Here is a 16560-nt window from a genome sequence, read left to right as displayed (position 1 = left end):
CCGAGCCGAAGCCTACCTCGCCGAATCGATTCTGGTCCGACAAATGACGGAGGCATCCCGATGAAATGCGTGATGTTCTATCAGATGGCGCCGGACGGCCTCGCGAAGGCCGCCACGCTCGGCGCCGCGCACGTCGCACGGCTGCGCGAATTCCACGCGCGCGGCGCGCTGCTGATGGCAGGACCGTTCGCCGATCCTGCGCAGGGCGCGCTCGGCATTTTCACGAGCCGCGAAGCTGCGGAAGAATTCGCGAGCGGCGATCCGTTCGTGACGGACGGCGCCGTGAGCAATTGGACGCTTCAGGATTGGAACGAAGTGCTGACGTAGCCGCCCGCCGCGGGTCGAACATGCACCGGCGCGCGTCGCGTCTAGGACTGCTCGGGCCTCGGCACCGGAACGCGTTCCATCATGGACGCGCCGCGCCGCTCGCCCACTTCGCAGCAATCGAGCGCGACATCGTGGGACGCAACGTCCGCGACGCCGCGCCGCCGAAGGTGCGCTCACCATGCGCCCCGCTCGGACGCCGCACCGCTACGCCCGCGCGCCGGGAAACGCAGCCGGCCTTCGATCAGCCAATCGGCCACTCGCCCTTTCAACCCCGGCGCATCCGACGCGCGCCGCCGCCCGGCTCAGAGCAGCATCTCGACGTCTTCGGCGATATCGTCGGGCTTCGTCGACGGCGCATAGCGTTTCACGATCTCGCCTTCGCGGTTCACGAGAAATTTTGTGAAATTCCACTTGATTGCCTTGAGGCCGAGAATGCCGGGCGCCTCTTCGGTCAGATAGCGGTACAGCGGATGCGCATTCGCGCCGTTCACGTCGATCTTCGCGAACATCGGAAACGTGACGCCGAAGTTCTTCTCGCAGAACGCGCCGATCTGCGACGCGTCGCCCGGCTCCTGCTTGCCGAACTGGTTGCACGGAAAGCCGAGCACGACGAGCCCGCGTTCGCGAAAGCGGTCGTACAGTTGCTGCAGCCCCCCGTATTGCGGCGTAAACCCGCACTCGCTCGCGGTGTTGACGATGAGGAGCACCTTGCCCCGGTACTGCTCGAGCGACACCTCGCCGCCCGTGAGCGCCTGCGCGCTGAATGAATAAAGTTCCGACATCGGTTCGTTCCTCCCTGTTTTGATAGGGTCATGCCGTCCGCGGAAGTCTAGGCGAATTCGGCGCCATGCGCACACTCTACCGTCCGGACGATCCCCCGCTTGCGGCTCGCAGTCTAGAATAGCGATTTTTCCAAGCATTTTTCGCCGTGATCCGTTTCAATCAGTTCAGCCTCGCCCGCGGTACGAAGCCGCTCTTCGACGCGACCTCGTTCACGCTGAATCCAGGCGAGAAGGCGGGCCTCGTCGGCGCGAACGGTGCCGGCAAATCGACGCTCTTCGCGGTGCTGCGCGGCGAGCTGCACGCGGATGCGGGCGACTTCGCGATGCCGCCGTCGTGGCGCATCGCGCATGTATCGCAGGAGACGCCCGCCGTCGACCGCAGCGCGCTCGACTACACGCTCGACGGCGACGCCGCGCTGCGCGCGATCGAGGCGCGCATCGCGCAAGCGTCCGCCGCGCACGACGGCGCAGCCGAAGCCGAAGCGCATGCGGCGTTCGCCGACGCCGACGGCTACACCGCCCCCGCGCGCGCCGAAGCGCTGCTGCTCGGGCTCGGCTTCACGCTCGCGCAGACACGCGAAAGCGTCTCGAGTTTCTCGGGCGGCTGGCGGATGCGTCTCAATCTTGCGCAGGCGCTGATGTGCCGCTCCGACCTGCTGCTCCTCGACGAACCGACGAACCACCTGGATCTCGACGCGATCGTCTGGCTCGAAGACTGGCTGCATCGCTATCCGGGCACGCTCGTCGTGATCTCGCACGACCGCGAATTCCTCGACGCCGTCTGCGGCGTGACGCTGCACCTGGAGAATCGCCAGGTGAAGCGCTACGGCGGCAATTACTCGCAATTCGAAGTGCTGCGCGCGCAGCAGTTCGAGCTGCAGCAAAGCGCTTACGAGAAGCAGCGGAAGACGATCGAACACCTGCAGAGCTTCATCGACCGCTTCAAGGCGAAGGCGACGAAGGCAAAGCAAGCGCAAAGCCGGATGAAGGCGCTCGAGAAGATGGAGTTGATCGCGCCGGCGCACATCGCGTCGCCGTTCACGTTCGAGTTCCGCACGCCCAACTCCGCGCCGAACCCGATGCTCGTGATGGAGGACGTGCGCTGCGGGTATCGTGCGGACGACGGCGGCGAGATTCCGATCGTCGAGCGCGTCGCGCTATCGATTCAGAACGGCCAGCGGATCGGCCTCCTCGGCGCGAACGGCCAGGGCAAGTCGACGCTCATCAAGACGCTCGCAAGCACGCTCGCGCCGCTCGCGGGCGACGTGCGCACCGGAAAAGGCCTCACGATCGGATATTTCGCGCAGCATCAGCTCGAGACGCTGCGTCCCGACGATTCGGCGCTCGCGCATCTCGCGCGACTCGCGCCCGACACGCGCGAGCAGGAACTGCGCGATTTCCTCGGCGGATTCAACTTCTCGGGCGACATGGCGACCGCGCCGATCGCGCCGTTCTCGGGCGGCGAGAAGGCGCGACTCGCGCTCGCGCTCATCATCTGGCAGAAGCCGAACCTGCTGCTCCTCGACGAGCCGACCAACCACCTCGATCTCGAGACGCGCCACGCGCTCACGATAGCGCTCGCGCAATTCGAAGGCACGCTGATCCTCGTGTCGCACGACCGCCACTTGCTGCGCGCGACGACCGACCAGTTCATGCTCGTCGCAAAGCACCGGCTGCAGCCGTTCGACGGCGATCTCGACGACTATCGCGACTGGCTGCTGCAGCACGCGGCCGAGCAGCGCGCGGCGGCAAAGGGCGATTCGGGCTCGGCGAGCGACGACAACGGCGCGACCGCGTTCAACCGCAGGGATCAGAAGCGCCAGGAAGCGGAAGCGCGCCAACGGCTGTCGCAATTGAAGAAGCCGCTGCAGACGCGCATTGCGAAGATCGAGAAGGAAATGGAGCGGCTCCACGCCGAAAAGGCGGAGCTCGATGCGTTCGTCGCCGATCCGGCGAGCTACGCGGCGGAACAGAAGGTGCAACTCACCGATGCGATCCGCAAGCTGGGCGACGTCAACGGCCGCATCGAAGCGCTCGAAGCCGACTGGCTCGGCACGCAGGACGAACTGGAGAAAATCGGGTAGCGCGAGCGGCGCGACGATGTCGGATCGCGCCGACGCCCTGTAGCGGGAAATCAGCGCCGCGGCAGCGTATCGCGCGGCATCTGCTCGTCGTCGACCATCAGATAGCGACGGCCTTCGAGCGGCCGGCGGATCATCGCGTAGACTTCCGCCTCGGTCACGTTGACGGCGGCGACGCGGCGGGCGATCCGCCCGTCTCCGCCAACCCATTCGACGATCCGGCAACCACCGCCCCACGGCGCGCCGATCGGCTCGGACACGCGGCAACCCCGCACGTTGTACGTGCGCTTTTGCGCACCTGAATAATGAGATCGTTTCAACACGCTTCCCTTTTCCGCATCATGCGGTAGACAACCTGGGCAAGCATAGAAAAAAACAGGCTGCAAAAGGGTTACATCAGCGTACCAAAACGTTACATGGTTTTACGCCCCCGATCGGCGCGCAAAAGGCGCGGGGCCGGAACCCGCCGGCTCACCTCCGCGCTCATTCGAGCACGCGAATCTGATCGATCGCCTGCTCGATCCGCTCGACCGCATGCACGCGAAGCCCGTCAATCGGCTGTTTCGGCGCGTTCGCCTTCGGAATCAGCGCGGTCGTGAAGCCGAGCTTCGCCGCTTCGCGCAGGCGTTCCTGCCCGCGCGGCGACGGCCGGATCTCGCCTGCGAGCCCGACTTCGCCGAATACGATCAGACCCTTTGGCAACGGTTTGTTACGCATCGACGAATGAATCGCGAGCAGCACCGCGAGGTCGGCGGCCGGCTCGGTAATCTTGACGCCGCCGACGGCGTTCAGGAACACGTCCTGATCGAAGCACGCGATCCCCGCGTGCCGGTGCAGCACGGCGAGCAGCATCGCGAGCCGGTTCTGCTCGAGGCCGACCGCGAGCCGGCGCGGATTCGGCACGTTCGCGGTGTCGACGAGCGCCTGGACCTCGACGAGGAGCGGCCGCGTGCCTTCCTGCGTGACGAGCACGCACGAACCCGGCACGACCGCCGTGTGCTGCGACAGGAACAGCGCGGACGGATTCGCGACGCCGCGCAGGCCGCGCTCCGTCATCGCGAACACGCCAAGCTCGTTGACCGCGCCGAAGCGGTTCTTGAACGCGCGCACGAGACGGAACGACGAATGCGTATCGCCTTCGAAATACAGCACGGTGTCGACGATGTGCTCGAGCACGCGCGGGCCCGCGAGGTTGCCCTCCTTCGTCACGTGCCCGACCATGATGATCGCGGCGCCCGATTGTTTCGCGATGCGCGTCAATTGCGCCGCGCATTCGCGCACCTGCGCGACCGAGCCGGGCGCCGACGTCAGCGCTTCCGAATAGATCGTCTGGATCGAGTCGATGACCGCGACGTCGGGCCGCTCGGCGTCGATCGTCGCCTGGATCTTCTCGAGCTGGATTTCGGCAAGGAGCTTCAGATCGGCCGCGCTCGCGCCGCTGCCGTCGAGGAGCGCAAGCCGCTGCGCACGCAGTGCGATCTGCGCGCCCGATTCCTCACCGCTGATATAAAGTGCCGGCCGCTCGTTCGCGATCTGCGCGAGCGACTGCAACAGCAACGTCGACTTGCCGATCCCCGGATCGCCGCCGATCAGCACGACGCCGCCCGCGACGAGTCCGCCGCCCAGCACCCGGTCGAATTCGCCGATCCCGGTCGAAAAGCGCGGCACGTCGGCCGCCTCGATGTCCGCGAGCCGCTGCACCGGCGCCTGCTTCGCGAGCGACTGGAAGCGGTGCGCGGACGGCGAACTCTCGACCGACTCGACGAGGGTGTTCCATGCCTGGCACGACGGGCATTGCCCCTGCCACTTCGGCGTCTGCCCGCCGCACTCGGCGCAGACGAATACCGTCTTCTGCTTCGCCACGCGCGCCCCCTTATTCAGCGCGCACCGGCACGCGCGGGGCGACCGCGCACATCAGCTCGTAGCCGACCGTCCCGCATTGCGCGGCGACGTCGTCGATGGGGAGCGTCTCGCCCCACAGTTCGACCCGCGAGCCGACGCCCGCCTGCGGCACGGGCGTGAGATCGACGGTGATCATGTCCATCGACACGCGGCCGACGAGCCGAGTGCGCACGCCGTCGACGACGACGGGCGTGCCCTCGGGCGCGACTCGCGGATAGCCGTCCGCGTAGCCGCACGCGACGACGCCGATTCGCATCGTGTCCTGCGCGGCGAACACGGAGCCGTAGCCGACCGTCTGTCCCTTCGCGAGCGTCTGCACGGCGATCAGCTCGGACGAGAGCGTCATCGTCGGCTTCAGGCCCTTGTCGGCAATGTCCGCCGAGCGCCCGGACGGCGACGCGCCGTACAGCATGATGCCGGGCCGCACCCAGTCGAAGTGCGTCGACGGGTGCCAGAGCACGGCGGCCGAGTTCGCGAGGCTGCGCGCGCCGGCGATCCCTTCCGCGCCGCGCTCGAACGTGGCCATCTGCTCGGCCACGCCGCGTTCGCTGTCGGCGTCCGAAAAATGGGTCATCAACGTGATCTGGCCGATGCCGGGGCATGCGCGCGCCCGCTCCCACGCCGAGCGGAACTTCTCCGGCGTGTAGCCGAGCCGGTTCATCCCGCTGTTCATCTTGAGCTGGACGTTAACGGGCTTCGACAGCCGCGCGGTTTCGAGCATCCGCATCTGCTCGTCGTTGTGCACCGCCGTCGTCAGGCTGTAGCGGTCGATCACGTCGATGTCGGTCGACCGGAAGTAGCCTTCGAGCAGCAGGATCGGACCCGCCCAGCCGAGCTCGCGCAGCTTCACGGCCTCGTCGAGGTCGAGGAGGCCGAAACCGTCGGTGCCGCGCAGCCCGGGAAAGACCCGCGCGAGGCCGTGCCCGTAAGCGTTCGCCTTGACGATCGCCCACACCTTCGAGCGGGCGGCGTGGCGGCGCACGACGGTAAGATTGTTCGCGAGGGCTGCGGTGTGGATCGTGGCGGAAATCGGGCGCGGCATAGGAAATTTCAGTAAAGACGCTTGCGAATCATCAGCTTATCGCGCCTTTTGGGCGCGACGCGAACCATGCGCGGAACGTTCGGGGAATGTTGCTAGTCCGAATTGACGTATTTTCATGATATAAAGCCGTGCGCACAACCCATTTCGAACGGAATAAGTCCGATTGCACGGCCCGCGCGGCCGAGCCGCCGCGAGGAAAGCATCGCTTCAGATGAAAAAAGGTTTTTACTCCATCATGGCCGCGCAGTTTTTCTCGTCGTTGGCCGACAGCGCTCTTCTCATCGCCGCAATCGCCCTGCTCAAAGATCTCCACGCGCCGAACTGGATGATACCGCTCCTGAAGCTGTTCTTCGTCCTGTCGTACGTGGTGCTCGCCGCCTTCGTCGGCGCATTCGCCGATTCTCGCCCGAAAGGGCGCGTGATGTTCATCACCAATTCGATCAAGGTCGTCGGCTGCCTCATCATGCTGTTCGGCGCGCACCCGCTCGTCGCGTACGGAATCGTCGGCTTCGGCGCCGCCGCCTATTCGCCCGCGAAGTACGGCATTCTGACCGAACTCCTGCCGCCCGAGCGGCTCGTCGCCGCGAACGGCTGGATCGAAGGCACGACGGTCGGCTCGATCATCCTCGGCACGGTGCTGGGCGGCGCGCTCATCAGCCCGAAGATCGCATCGCACGTGATCGCGCATACGCCGCCTTCGATCAACACGCCCGCCGAAGCGGCGATGCTCGTCATCATGGCGATCTACGTCACGGCCGCGCTCTTCAATCTGCGCATCCCCGACACGGGCGCGCGCTATCCGAGGCAGCAGCACGGTCCGCTCAAGCTCGTCACCGATTTCGCCGACTGTTTCACGGCGCTCTGGCGCGACAAGCTCGGCCAGATCTCGCTCGCCGTCACGACGCTCTTCTGGGGCGCGGGCGCGACGCTGCAGTTCATCGTCCTCAAGTGGGCGGAAGTGTCGCTCGGCATGTCGCTGTCCGAAGGCGCGATCCTGCAGGCGGTGGTCGCACTCGGCGTCGCGGCGGGCGCGATGATCGCGGCGAGCCGGATTCCGCTGCGCAAGTCGCTGACCGTGCTGCCGGTGGGCATCATCATGGGCATCGCGGTGATGCTGATGGCGTTCTACACGCGCGACCTGTTCCCCGCGCACTGGGCGCTGCACATCGGGCGCATGCACATGCCCGTCTACCTGCTCGTCGCATACGTGTTCCTGATGTTCGTCGGCGCGCTGTCGGGCTTCTTCGTTGTGCCGATGAACGCGCTCCTCCAGCATCGCGGTCACGTGCTGCTGTCGGCCGGACATTCGATCGCGGTGCAGAACTTCAACGAGAACCTGTCGGTGCTCGTGATGCTTTGCCTGTACGCGGCGCTCGTGTGGCTCGACGTGTCGGTCGGCGTCGTGATCGTGCTGTTCGGCACGTTCGTCTGCCTGACGATGTGGCTCGTGATGCGGCTGCACGTCGCGAATCAGCGTCGCTTCGATTCGGTCGCCCTCATCGGCGAATCGAAACACTGATGCGCGGTGCGGGCGCGCATTCGCCGCGCCGCCGCCCGCGCCTTCTCCCCGCGTTTTTCATCGACGCATCCCGCCCATGACCCGACCGATTCCCAACGCGCTCACGATCGCCGGCTCCGACTCCGGCGGCGGCGCAGGCATTCAGGCCGACCTGAAGACCTTTTCCGCGCTCGGCGCGTACGGCGCGAGCGTGATCACCGCGCTCACCGCGCAGAACACGCGCGGCGTGACGGACGTGCACGCGCCCGACGCTGGCTTCGTCGCCGCGCAGCTTGATGCCGTGTTCGACGACATTCGCATCGACGCGGTGAAGATCGGCATGCTCGCGAACGCGTCGATCGTGCGCGCGGTCGCGGCGGCGCTCGCGCGCTACGCGCCGCGTCACGTCGTGCTCGACACGGTGATGATCTCGAAGAGTTCGCACGCGCTCCTCGCGCCCGACGCGATCGACGCGCTGCGCAACGCGTTGCTGCCGCTCGCCGATCTCGTCACGCCGAATCTGCCGGAAGCGGCCGAGCTGCTCGGCGTCGCGATCGCGACGACCGAGGACGAGATGGTGCATCAGGGCAAAGCGCTCGTCGCGCGCGGCGCGAAGGCGGTGCTGATGAAGGGCGGTCATCTCGGCACCGAGCATGAGAGCCCGGACTGGCTGATTCACACGGGCGGCGCGCAGCGCTTCCCGGGCACGCGGCTGCCGGTCGCGAACACGCACGGCACGGGGTGCACGCTGTCGTCGGCGATCGCCGCGCTGCTGCCGCAGCGGCCGACACTCGCGGATGCGATCGCCGACGCGAAAACCTATCTGACGGGTGCGATCGGCGCGAGCGGGCAACTCGACGTCGGGCATGGCGTCGGGCCGGTCCATCATTTCTATCGATGGTGGTGAGCGGGCCGAGATCGGTGCGGGGGTTCGAGAGACTCAGGAAGCACGGCTTTCGCATCGTCCGGTCGCCGGTTCTCGCCGACCCCGCGCTTCTCACGCGCCGCACTGTGCCGACGCGATAACGCGCGTGTCGCGCTCGGGCATCATGCCCGGATCGATTGCTTCGTGCGCCGATGCGAGCGCATTGCGTGCGCTGTGCGTCGCGACGCACGAGCGCCTCGTCGAGCGCGGCTTCAACGCGCACAAACAAGCGAACGAGCGTCGGGCATCTAGCACCCGACAACAAGCGCAAGCGGATTCCGCATGAAACGCTCCTGCAGCCCAAAACCCTCGCCATCCGAACCGTGCATCAACGCGCAGCAAACGCCGCCGCACGTTCCGGCCAATCGTCAGGCACGATGAAGCCGCGCACGGTTTCGCGCCACACCGCGTCGTCATCGCGCGCGAGCGCCGCGACGAGCGACGGCCCCGGCTGCCCCGCGACCTGCGCGAGAACCGCATCCGCCGCGAGCAGCGCGCCAGGGCCCTGCGTCGCCGTCGCATCGTCGATCGCGCGCGGCGCGAGCCACGCGAGACGCGGCAGCGCCGCCCACGCGACGTCGCGCCCCCGCTGCGCGTCGGCGAACGCCGGCCACGCGTCGCGCGTGACCCAGAAGCCGCGCGGATGATCGACGTCGATTTCGGGCGGATCGGCGATCGCGCCGTTTGCCTTCGCGTCGCCCACGCGATGGAACAGCCACCCTTTCACGAGCATCTGCGCACGCCACGGCCCCGCGTGACCGAGCGACGCGAACTCGTCGCGCCGCGTCAGCAGCAGTTGATGATCGACGAGCCGCGCGCGCTTCAGATCGAAGCGGTCGGCAAGATTTGGTCCGACGAAGTCGGCAAGCGACGCAGCACCCGACATCGCGACGCATAGATAGCACTTGACCGCGAGCTCCCAATGCAGGCGCTCGCCGCGCGCGGTCTCGATCAGGAAATCGCACTCGCCGAGCGTGCGGCCGTTGAGGCGCAGCGGCAGATTCGCGGCGACGAGGCGCAGCGACGGCGCATGCCCGACGAAATAGCCGAGCAGGCATTCGGCGTAGCGGCCGAGTCGCACCGGCCGCATCTGTGCAAGCGCGTCGTGCAGCGGCGCGGGCTGCGCGTCGAGCGCGACGAGCCACGCCGCCGTCTGCGCCGCATCGGCGACGCTCGCCCAAGGCTGCGCAAGCGGCGCGCCCGCCGACGGCGCGAGCAGGCTCGCGCTCGACAGCAGCCATGCGAGATCGCGCACGGCCGCATCGCGCAATGCGCTCAGCGGCACGGGCGACGCCGCGGCATTCATTGCGGGTCGGCGGCGGGCGCGGCGTTCCGGTAGGTATCGTTCGCGAGGCACAGATCGGACCAGGCCTTCGCCTTGTCCTGCAGGCTGCGCAGCAGATACGCCGGATGGTACGTGACGATCACGGGCACGCCTTCGTACTGATGCACGCGCCCGCGCATCGACGCGATGCTCGCGTCGGTCTTGAGGAGCGTCTGCGCGGCGAAGCGGCCGAGCGCGACGATCAGCTTCGGTTTCACGAGCGCGACCTGCCGCTGCAGATACGGCTCGCAGCGCGCGACTTCATCCGGCTCCGGATTACGGTTGCCAGGCGGGCGGCACTTGATCACGTTCGCGATGTAGACATCCTCGCCGCGTTTGAGCGCGAGCGCGCGCAGCATGTTGTCGAGCAGCTTGCCCGCCTGACCGACGAACGGCTCGCCCTGCTTGTCCTCGTTCTCGCCCGGCGCCTCGCCGACCAGCATCCAGTCGGCGTTTTCGTCGCCGACGCCGAACACCGTGTTCGTGCGCTTCTCGCAGAGGCGGCAGCGCTGGCAGTCGGCGACGCGCGCGCGCAGTTCGTCCCAGCCGAGCTCGGCGGCGACGGACGGCGCAGGCGCGGCCGCGCGCTTCGCGGCCACGTCCGGCAGCGCGGGCTCGAACACCGGCTCGAGATCGAACCACGACGTGTCGTCGTCGGGTTCCGCCGCGCCCGGACCATCGGCTCGCGCGGACGGCGCGTGTGCCGATGCGGCGCTCGCGTTCGCCGCTGCGCTCGGCGCGCCGGCGTCTTGCGGGAAGCCGGCGGAATCGGGCGAGCCGCCGCGCGTCGGCTCGCGACGCGCGGCGCGCGCAGCCGGCTGCTCGACCGGCGCTGCATGCTCGGCCATCGAATTTTGTGCGCCCTGCGCACTCTGCCCGGATGACGCGGCCATCGCCCGCGCGTCAGCATCGGTCGCGACCTCTTGCACGTGCGCATCGGCCGCCAGCGGCGCGCGTACCGAGCGACCGCCGACCGCCGACGCCGGCTCGGCCGCATCCGATGTGTGCGCCGCGGCACGCGTCGGCTCGGCGGCAGGCACCGTCGCGGCACCTGCGGCGCGCGCGACGTCGCGCGCCTTCTCACGCGGCGCGCTTTCGCGGGCCGCGCCATGCGCGGCGTCGGACACCGCTTGCGTAGCCGCTGCCGCGCCGTGTTCCGCCGTCGCCGCGTCCTGCTGCACGCCCTCGACACGCGCGAACCCGCGCCGCACCCATGCGGGCGCAAGCCCCAGCTCTTCGAGCGCCGCTTCAACCAACGCCATGCACGCCTCCTTCCTTCGTCAATGCGAGACGCATCACGATTGCGTCCTCCCGGCTCCGATGCTTGGCCGGATAGTAATTCCTGCGCCGCCCGATCGACATGAAGCCGAAGCGCTCGTACAGATGAATCGCACGCGGATTCGACGGCCGCACTTCGAGCAGCACGCCGTCGAGACGCTCGGCGCGCGCGATCCGCACCGCCTCGCGCAGCAGCGCGAGGCCGACGCCCGAGCACTGCGCGGCGGGCGCGACGCACAGATTCAGCAGATGCATCTCGTCGACGACGGGCATCAGCACGCAATAGCCGACGAGCACGCCCGTCACGTGACGCATGCAGACGCCGAAGTAGCCGTTGCGCAGCGAGTCCTCGAAGTTGCCGCGCGACCACGGGAATTCGTACGCGGCGCGCTCGATCTCGACGACTTCGTCGAGATCGGCGTCCGTCATCGGCGTCAGACAACGATCGGTCATCAGCACGCCGCTCATCGGCTGCCTCCGTCCGCGCGCGCGGCGAGCCGCTCGGCGGTGGTCTGCGCAACCTTGTCGCGCACGTATTCGGGCGCCGCGCGATCGGCCGGCACGACGCGGCCCGCGCGGTAGGCGCGCAGCGCGACGTGCGCGATCGGCAGCGCATGCGGGAGCGCGTCCGGATCGATCGCCTGCGCGCGCGCGCAGGCGGGCAGGCGATCGCCGAACGCGTGCGCCGCATTGCCGGCAAGCACGAACGGCGCGTCAGGCACCCGCACGTCGGCGGGCGCGGCGAGCGACGCCGGCGCGATCTCGCGCCATTCGCCCGCCGCCTCGTCCCACGCATAGTCGGCCCAATAGACCTCGTCCATCCGCGCATCGAGCGCGGCGAGCACGCGCGTCACGCGGCCCGCCGCGCCGCCCGCGTTGAGCCGTGCCGCCTCCGCGCACGCGACGAGCGTGCCGACCGGCACGACGGGCAGCGCGCGCCCGAACGCGAGCCCTTGCACGACGCCCGTCGCGGTGCGCAGCCCGGTAAACGAGCCCGGTCCCGCGCCGAACGCGATCGCGTCGCAGTCGTCGAACGCGAGTCCCGCTTCGTCGAGCACCTCGCGCACGGCGGGCAGCACGCGCGTGCTCGACACGGCGCCCGTCCGCTCGTGGCGGACCCAGGTTCGGATGGAAGGAGCGTCGTCGGCCGCGGCGGCCGCGACGAGCAGCGCGACCGAGCAGAACTCGGTCGACGTGTCGATGGCGAGGAGCACTGTTTGCGTCATGGCCGACATTGTAATGCGACGCCCAGCCCGCACGGGCGATCCGGTCCGATTCGCGCGCGCTTTCGTGCGCGGATCGGTTTGGAAGGAACGCTCGACCCGCCGCCCGCCCGCGCTTGCTAAGATCGTCGGCCTGGAAAAGCCAGCCTGGAAACCTTACGGAGACACCCATGAGCGACATCACCGCCCAATTCGAGCAAGCGCAGATCGACGTGAAGCAGCTGACCGAGCGCCCCGGCAACCTGACGCTGCTGCGCCTCTACGCGCTCTTCAAGCAGGCGACCGACGGCGACGTGCACGGCGACAAGCCGGGCTTCACCGACATCGTCGGCAAGTACAAGTACGACGCATGGGACGCGCTGAAGGGCACGGCGAAGGACGATGCGAAGAAGCAATACGTCGAGCTCGTCGAATCGCTGAAAAACGGCACCGCGTCCTGACGCGGCGCACGCGGCGGGGCCGGTTCGCGCCGGTCGCGCCCGGCCGGCGGACGCGATGCGCATCGTCCGCAACGGGCGAAATCGATGCTGGCGCAGCGCAGCAAAAAAATGTACAATGCGCGCTGCGCGTCGCGACGGGCGGTCTTTCCGGTCCATGCCGGCAGTCCTCTTCGCCAGCGTTCCATAGCGTTTCGCTCCAATCCAGTTTAGAACCTGTCCCTTCCTGCGTAGCCCCTTGCGGGCTGTCAAGTCTCAGGCTGGCGGCATGTGCATCGATTGCACGCCGCACCCAAAACAGCTTCTAACGAAATTGTTGTCCGCACGTCCACGACATGCGGACAATCGCCACGTTTCCCGAATTGCTCGATGAATCCGTCGACTTGGGTATGCGCGATTGGCGCGGCGTTCAACCCACTGTGTTTCAAGGATTGACATGACTTCGAGCAATTCCCTCAGCCCGCTCACCGCGATCGCCGACCAGGCGCTCGGCCTCGACGACGCCGCACCGCAGCCTGCCGGCGACGACCGCCGCGAACCCGCCTCGGACGAGCCGACCTTCGCATCGCTCGGCCTGTCGCCCGAGATCGTCTCGGCGCTGCAGGCGGCCGGCTACGCGAAGCCGACGCCCGTCCAGCAACGCGCGATTCCGGCCGGCATCGCGGGCCGCGACCTTCTCGTGTCGAGCCCGACGGGCTCGGGCAAGACGGCCGCGTTCATGCTGCCCGCGATCGAGCGTTTCGCGCAGCTTCAAAAGACGCAGGCGCGGCCGCCGCGCGAACCGCAGGAAGGCGAGCGCCGCGGCCGCCGTCCGCAGCCCGTCGCGCGCCCCGGCCTCCTCGTCCTCACGCCGACGCGCGAACTCGCGATGCAGGTGACGACGGCCGCCTCGACGTACGGCAAGCACCTGCGCCGCCTGCGCACCGTCAGCATCCTCGGCGGCGTCGCGTACGGCCAGCAATTGATGCTGCTCGCGAAGAACCCCGAGATCCTCGTCGCGACGCCGGGGCGCCTGCTCGACCACCTCGAGCGCGGCCGCATCGATTTGTCCGAACTGAAGATGCTCGTCCTCGACGAAGCCGACCGCATGCTCGACATGGGCTTCATCGACGACATCGAAACGATCGTCGCCGCGACGCCCGCGACGCGCCAGACGATGCTGTTCTCGGCGACGCTCGACGGCAAGATCGGCTCGCTGACGAGCCGTCTGCTGAAGGACCCGGAGCGCATTGAAATCACCCAGCGCCTCGAGTCGCGCGCGAACATCGCGCAAACCGTGCACTACGTCGACGACCGCGATCACAAGGATCGTCTGCTCGATCACCTGCTGCGCGACACCGCGCTCGACCAGGCGATCATCTTCACGGCAACCAAGATCGACGCCGACCAGCTCGCCGGCCGCCTCGCGGACGCGGGCTTCGAATCGGCCGCGCTGCACGGCGACCTGCCGCAAGGCGCGCGCAACCGCACGATCCGTGCGCTGCGCGAGCGCCGCGTGCGCGTGCTCGTCGCGACCGACGTCGCCGCGCGCGGCATCGACATCCCCGGCATCACGCACGTGTTCAATTACGACCTGCCGAAGTTCGCCGAGGATTACGTGCACCGGATCGGCCGCACGGGCCGCGCGGGCCGCTCGGGCACCGCAGTGAGCCTCGTCCATCACGCCGAGCAAGGCGCGCTCAAGCGGATCGAGCGCTTCGTGCGCGCACCGCTGCCGGTGAACGTCGTCGAAGGCTTCGAGCCGCGCAAGGCGCCGCCGCGCAACGATCGCGGCAATGGAAACGGCCGCGGCCGTCCGGGCGGTAACGGTAACGGCGGCCGCCGGTTCGGCGGCAAGCCGGGCAGCGGCAACGGCGGCGGTCGCTCGGGCGGCTGGAGCGGCAAGCCGAGCGGCGGCAGCCGCGAAGGCTACGGCGCGCGCCGCAGTGACGGCCAGCGCGGCGGCCCGCGACGCGGCAATTCGGCAGCGTAAGCAGCTGCCCGGAGGCATGCCCGCGACGCGGGCATCGCCCCCTTCCCCTCATCGAGAACCGGCGCATCTGCGCCGGTTTTTGTTTGCGCCCGAGATTTCACGATGTGAAAAAATCTTTTGCGTCGTAAAAAAACATGTTGCGTGGCACAACCGAGGCCGTTGCAGCATAGAAAACCGCATTCCATAATGAGAAATTAAAAGTACAAGCATTTGATTTTTATAGGATATATTTTTTACAGTTTCGTGAAAAAGCCCCTGTTTTGATGCAGTCGATTTGCCTAGACTCTTATACAAGACTTCACGAACCGAATCGCCGAACCCGAACCGTGCCGTGCGTTTCGTGAAGTCAAAGATTTCATCTCTTCAGGCAACGACCACTCAAGGAGTACGCATCATGTCGCGTCAACAACAGGCTCAGGAACTGCAAAAGCAATGGGAAACCGATCCGCGCTGGAACGGCATCAAGCGCGCGTACACGGCTGAAGACGTCGTGCGCCTGCGCGGCTCGATCCAGATCGAGCACACGCTCGCGAAGCGCGGCGCGGAAAAGCTGTGGAACCTCGTGAACAACGAGCCGTTCGTCAACGCACTCGGCGCGCTGACGGGCAACCAGGCGATGCAGCAGGTGAAGGCCGGCCTCAAGGCGATCTATCTGTCGGGCTGGCAAGTCGCGGGCGACGCGAACGTCGCGGGCGAAATGTACCCGGACCAGTCGCTGTACCCGGCGAACTCGGTGCCGCTCGTCGTCAAGCGCATCAACAACACGCTGACGCGCGCCGACCAGATCCAGTGGTCGGAAGGCAAGAACGAAGGCGACGACGGCTACGTCGACTTCTTCGCGCCGATCGTCGCTGATGCGGAAGCCGGCTTCGGCGGCGTGCTGAACGCGTTCGAGCTGATGAAGGCGATGATCGAAGCGGGCGCGTCGGGCGTTCACTTCGAAGATCAGCTCGCGTCGGTGAAGAAGTGCGGCCACATGGGCGGCAAGGTGCTCGTGCCGACGCGCGAAGCGGTCGCGAAGCTCTCGGCCGCGCGTCTCGCGGCGGACGTGATGGGCACGCCGACCGTGCTGGTCGCCCGCACCGACGCGGAAGCAGCCGACCTGATCACGTCCGACGTCGATGACAACGACAAACCGTTCCTGACGGGCGAGCGCACGGTGGAAGGCTTCTTCCGCACGAAGCCGGGCCTCGAGCAGGCGATCTCGCGCGGCCTCGCGTATGCGCCGTACGCCGACCTGATCTGGTGCGAAACAGGCAAGCCGGACCTCGAGTACGCGAAGAAGTTCGCGGAAGCGATCCACAAGCAGTTCCCGGGCAAGCTGCTGTCGTACAACTGCTCGCCGTCGTTCAATTGGAAGAAGAACCTCGACGACGCGACGATCGCGAAGTTCCAGAAGGAACTCGGCGCGATGGGCTACAAGTTCCAGTTCATCACGCTGGCCGGCTTCCACGCGCTCAACTACTCGATGTTCAACCTCGCGCACGGCTATGCCCGCACGCAGATGAGCGCGTTCGTCGAGTTGCAGCAAGCGGAATTCGCGGCGGCCGACAAGGGCTTCACAGCGGTCAAGCATCAGCGCGAAGTCGGTACGGGCTACTTCGACGCAGTGACGCAGACGGTCGAACGCGAAGCGTCGACGACCGCGCTGCATGGTTCGACCGAAGACGAACAGTTCTTCGACGGCCAGAAAGTCGCCTGACCTCCGGCGGGCGCAGGCGCGCCGCGCGCGGCCACGAGCCGCCGCGGCGCGTATCCAGCAAGACCAA

Annotated in this window: 15 protein-coding genes; 7 read left to right on the top strand and 8 right to left on the bottom strand. The window is 67.5% G+C overall.

Features of this window, described 5'->3' with window-relative positions; translation table 11 throughout:
* Window positions 1-60: 60 nt before the first annotated feature.
* Window positions 61-327 carry a YciI family protein gene (locus WS70_RS07435; protein WP_059470473.1) on the top strand — a complete coding sequence of 89 codons (267 nt, stop codon included), beginning with the start codon at window positions 61-63 and terminating at the stop codon, window positions 325-327.
* Between the two features lie 302 nt (window positions 328-629).
* On the opposite strand, the gene WS70_RS07430 is transcribed toward WS70_RS07435, so the two are convergent.
* Window positions 630-1109 carry a glutathione peroxidase gene (locus WS70_RS07430; RefSeq protein ID WP_059470472.1) on the bottom strand — a complete coding sequence of 160 codons (480 nt, stop codon included), beginning with the start codon at window positions 1107-1109 and terminating at the stop codon, window positions 630-632.
* 146 nt (window positions 1110-1255) lie between these two features.
* Here WS70_RS07430 and WS70_RS07425 point away from each other — a divergent pair, with 146 nt between their 5' ends.
* Window positions 1256-3193 carry an ATP-binding cassette domain-containing protein gene (locus tag WS70_RS07425; RefSeq protein ID WP_059596519.1) on the top strand — a complete coding sequence of 646 codons (1938 nt, stop codon included), beginning with the start codon at window positions 1256-1258 and terminating at the stop codon, window positions 3191-3193.
* A gap of 50 nt (window positions 3194-3243) precedes the next feature.
* Here WS70_RS07425 and WS70_RS07420 read toward each other — a convergent pair whose 3' ends face one another.
* From WS70_RS07420 to alr, 3 genes are all read right to left on the bottom strand, one after another.
* Complete coding sequence (locus tag WS70_RS07420) at window positions 3244-3510, bottom strand: DUF2866 domain-containing protein (RefSeq protein WP_059596520.1); 267 nt, start codon at window positions 3508-3510, stop codon at window positions 3244-3246.
* 163 nt (window positions 3511-3673) lie between these two features.
* Window positions 3674-5053 carry a DNA repair protein RadA gene (radA, locus tag WS70_RS07415; protein WP_059596521.1) on the bottom strand — a complete coding sequence of 460 codons (1380 nt, stop codon included), beginning with the start codon at window positions 5051-5053 and terminating at the stop codon, window positions 3674-3676.
* Window positions 5054-5063: 10 nt separating this feature from the next.
* A complete protein-coding gene (gene alr / locus WS70_RS07410) occupies window positions 5064-6134 on the bottom strand; it encodes an alanine racemase (RefSeq protein ID WP_059470468.1) in 1071 nt (356 codons plus the stop codon).
* Window positions 6135-6345: 211 nt separating this feature from the next.
* Here alr and lplT point away from each other — a divergent pair, with 211 nt between their 5' ends.
* Together lplT and thiD are read left to right on the top strand one after the other, a co-directional pair.
* Window positions 6346-7653 carry a lysophospholipid transporter LplT gene (gene lplT / locus WS70_RS07405; protein ID WP_059596522.1) on the top strand — a complete coding sequence of 436 codons (1308 nt, stop codon included), beginning with the start codon at window positions 6346-6348 and terminating at the stop codon, window positions 7651-7653.
* 76 nt (window positions 7654-7729) lie between these two features.
* Entirely contained in the window at window positions 7730-8539 is an 810-nt protein-coding gene (gene thiD / locus WS70_RS07400) for a bifunctional hydroxymethylpyrimidine kinase/phosphomethylpyrimidine kinase (protein WP_059596523.1), read from the top strand.
* Window positions 8540-8885: 346 nt separating this feature from the next.
* Here thiD and WS70_RS07390 read toward each other — a convergent pair whose 3' ends face one another.
* From WS70_RS07390 to tsaB, 4 genes are read right to left on the bottom strand one after another with little or no spacing between them, the layout of a single operon-like run.
* On the bottom strand, window positions 8886-9863 hold the full coding sequence (locus WS70_RS07390; RefSeq protein ID WP_059470465.1) for a DUF1853 family protein: 978 nt from the start codon (window positions 9861-9863) through the stop codon (window positions 8886-8888).
* The gene (locus WS70_RS07385; RefSeq protein WP_059470464.1) at window positions 9860-11143 is read right to left on the bottom strand and encodes a uracil-DNA glycosylase; all 1284 of its coding nucleotides are present in this window, start codon (window positions 11141-11143) and stop codon (window positions 9860-9862) included. The genes WS70_RS07390 and WS70_RS07385 overlap by 4 nt, the downstream gene beginning before the upstream one ends.
* On the bottom strand, window positions 11130-11627 hold the full coding sequence (rimI, locus tag WS70_RS07380; protein ID WP_059470463.1) for a ribosomal protein S18-alanine N-acetyltransferase: 498 nt from the start codon (window positions 11625-11627) through the stop codon (window positions 11130-11132). The genes WS70_RS07385 and rimI overlap by 14 nt, the downstream gene beginning before the upstream one ends.
* Complete coding sequence (tsaB, locus tag WS70_RS07375) at window positions 11624-12394, bottom strand: tRNA (adenosine(37)-N6)-threonylcarbamoyltransferase complex dimerization subunit type 1 TsaB (protein ID WP_059596524.1); 771 nt, start codon at window positions 12392-12394, stop codon at window positions 11624-11626. The genes rimI and tsaB overlap by 4 nt, the downstream gene beginning before the upstream one ends.
* Before the next feature lie 158 nt (window positions 12395-12552).
* Here tsaB and WS70_RS07370 point away from each other — a divergent pair, with 158 nt between their 5' ends.
* From WS70_RS07370 to aceA, 3 genes are all read left to right on the top strand, one after another.
* Entirely contained in the window at window positions 12553-12822 is a 270-nt protein-coding gene (locus WS70_RS07370; RefSeq protein WP_010104699.1) for an acyl-CoA-binding protein, read from the top strand.
* 433 nt (window positions 12823-13255) lie between these two features.
* A complete protein-coding gene (locus WS70_RS07365; protein ID WP_059470461.1) occupies window positions 13256-14791 on the top strand; it encodes a DEAD/DEAH box helicase in 1536 nt (511 codons plus the stop codon).
* A gap of 394 nt (window positions 14792-15185) precedes the next feature.
* Window positions 15186-16493, top strand: a complete 1308-nt coding sequence (gene aceA / locus WS70_RS07360) for an isocitrate lyase (protein WP_059596525.1) — start codon at window positions 15186-15188, stop codon at window positions 16491-16493.
* Window positions 16494-16560: the final 67 nt, after the last annotated feature.

The organism is Burkholderia mayonis, from assembly GCF_001523745.2.
In the GTDB taxonomy this organism is placed as follows: Bacteria; Pseudomonadota; Gammaproteobacteria; order Burkholderiales; family Burkholderiaceae; genus Burkholderia; species Burkholderia mayonis.
This window is presented reverse-complemented; position numbering and strand designations above follow the sequence as displayed.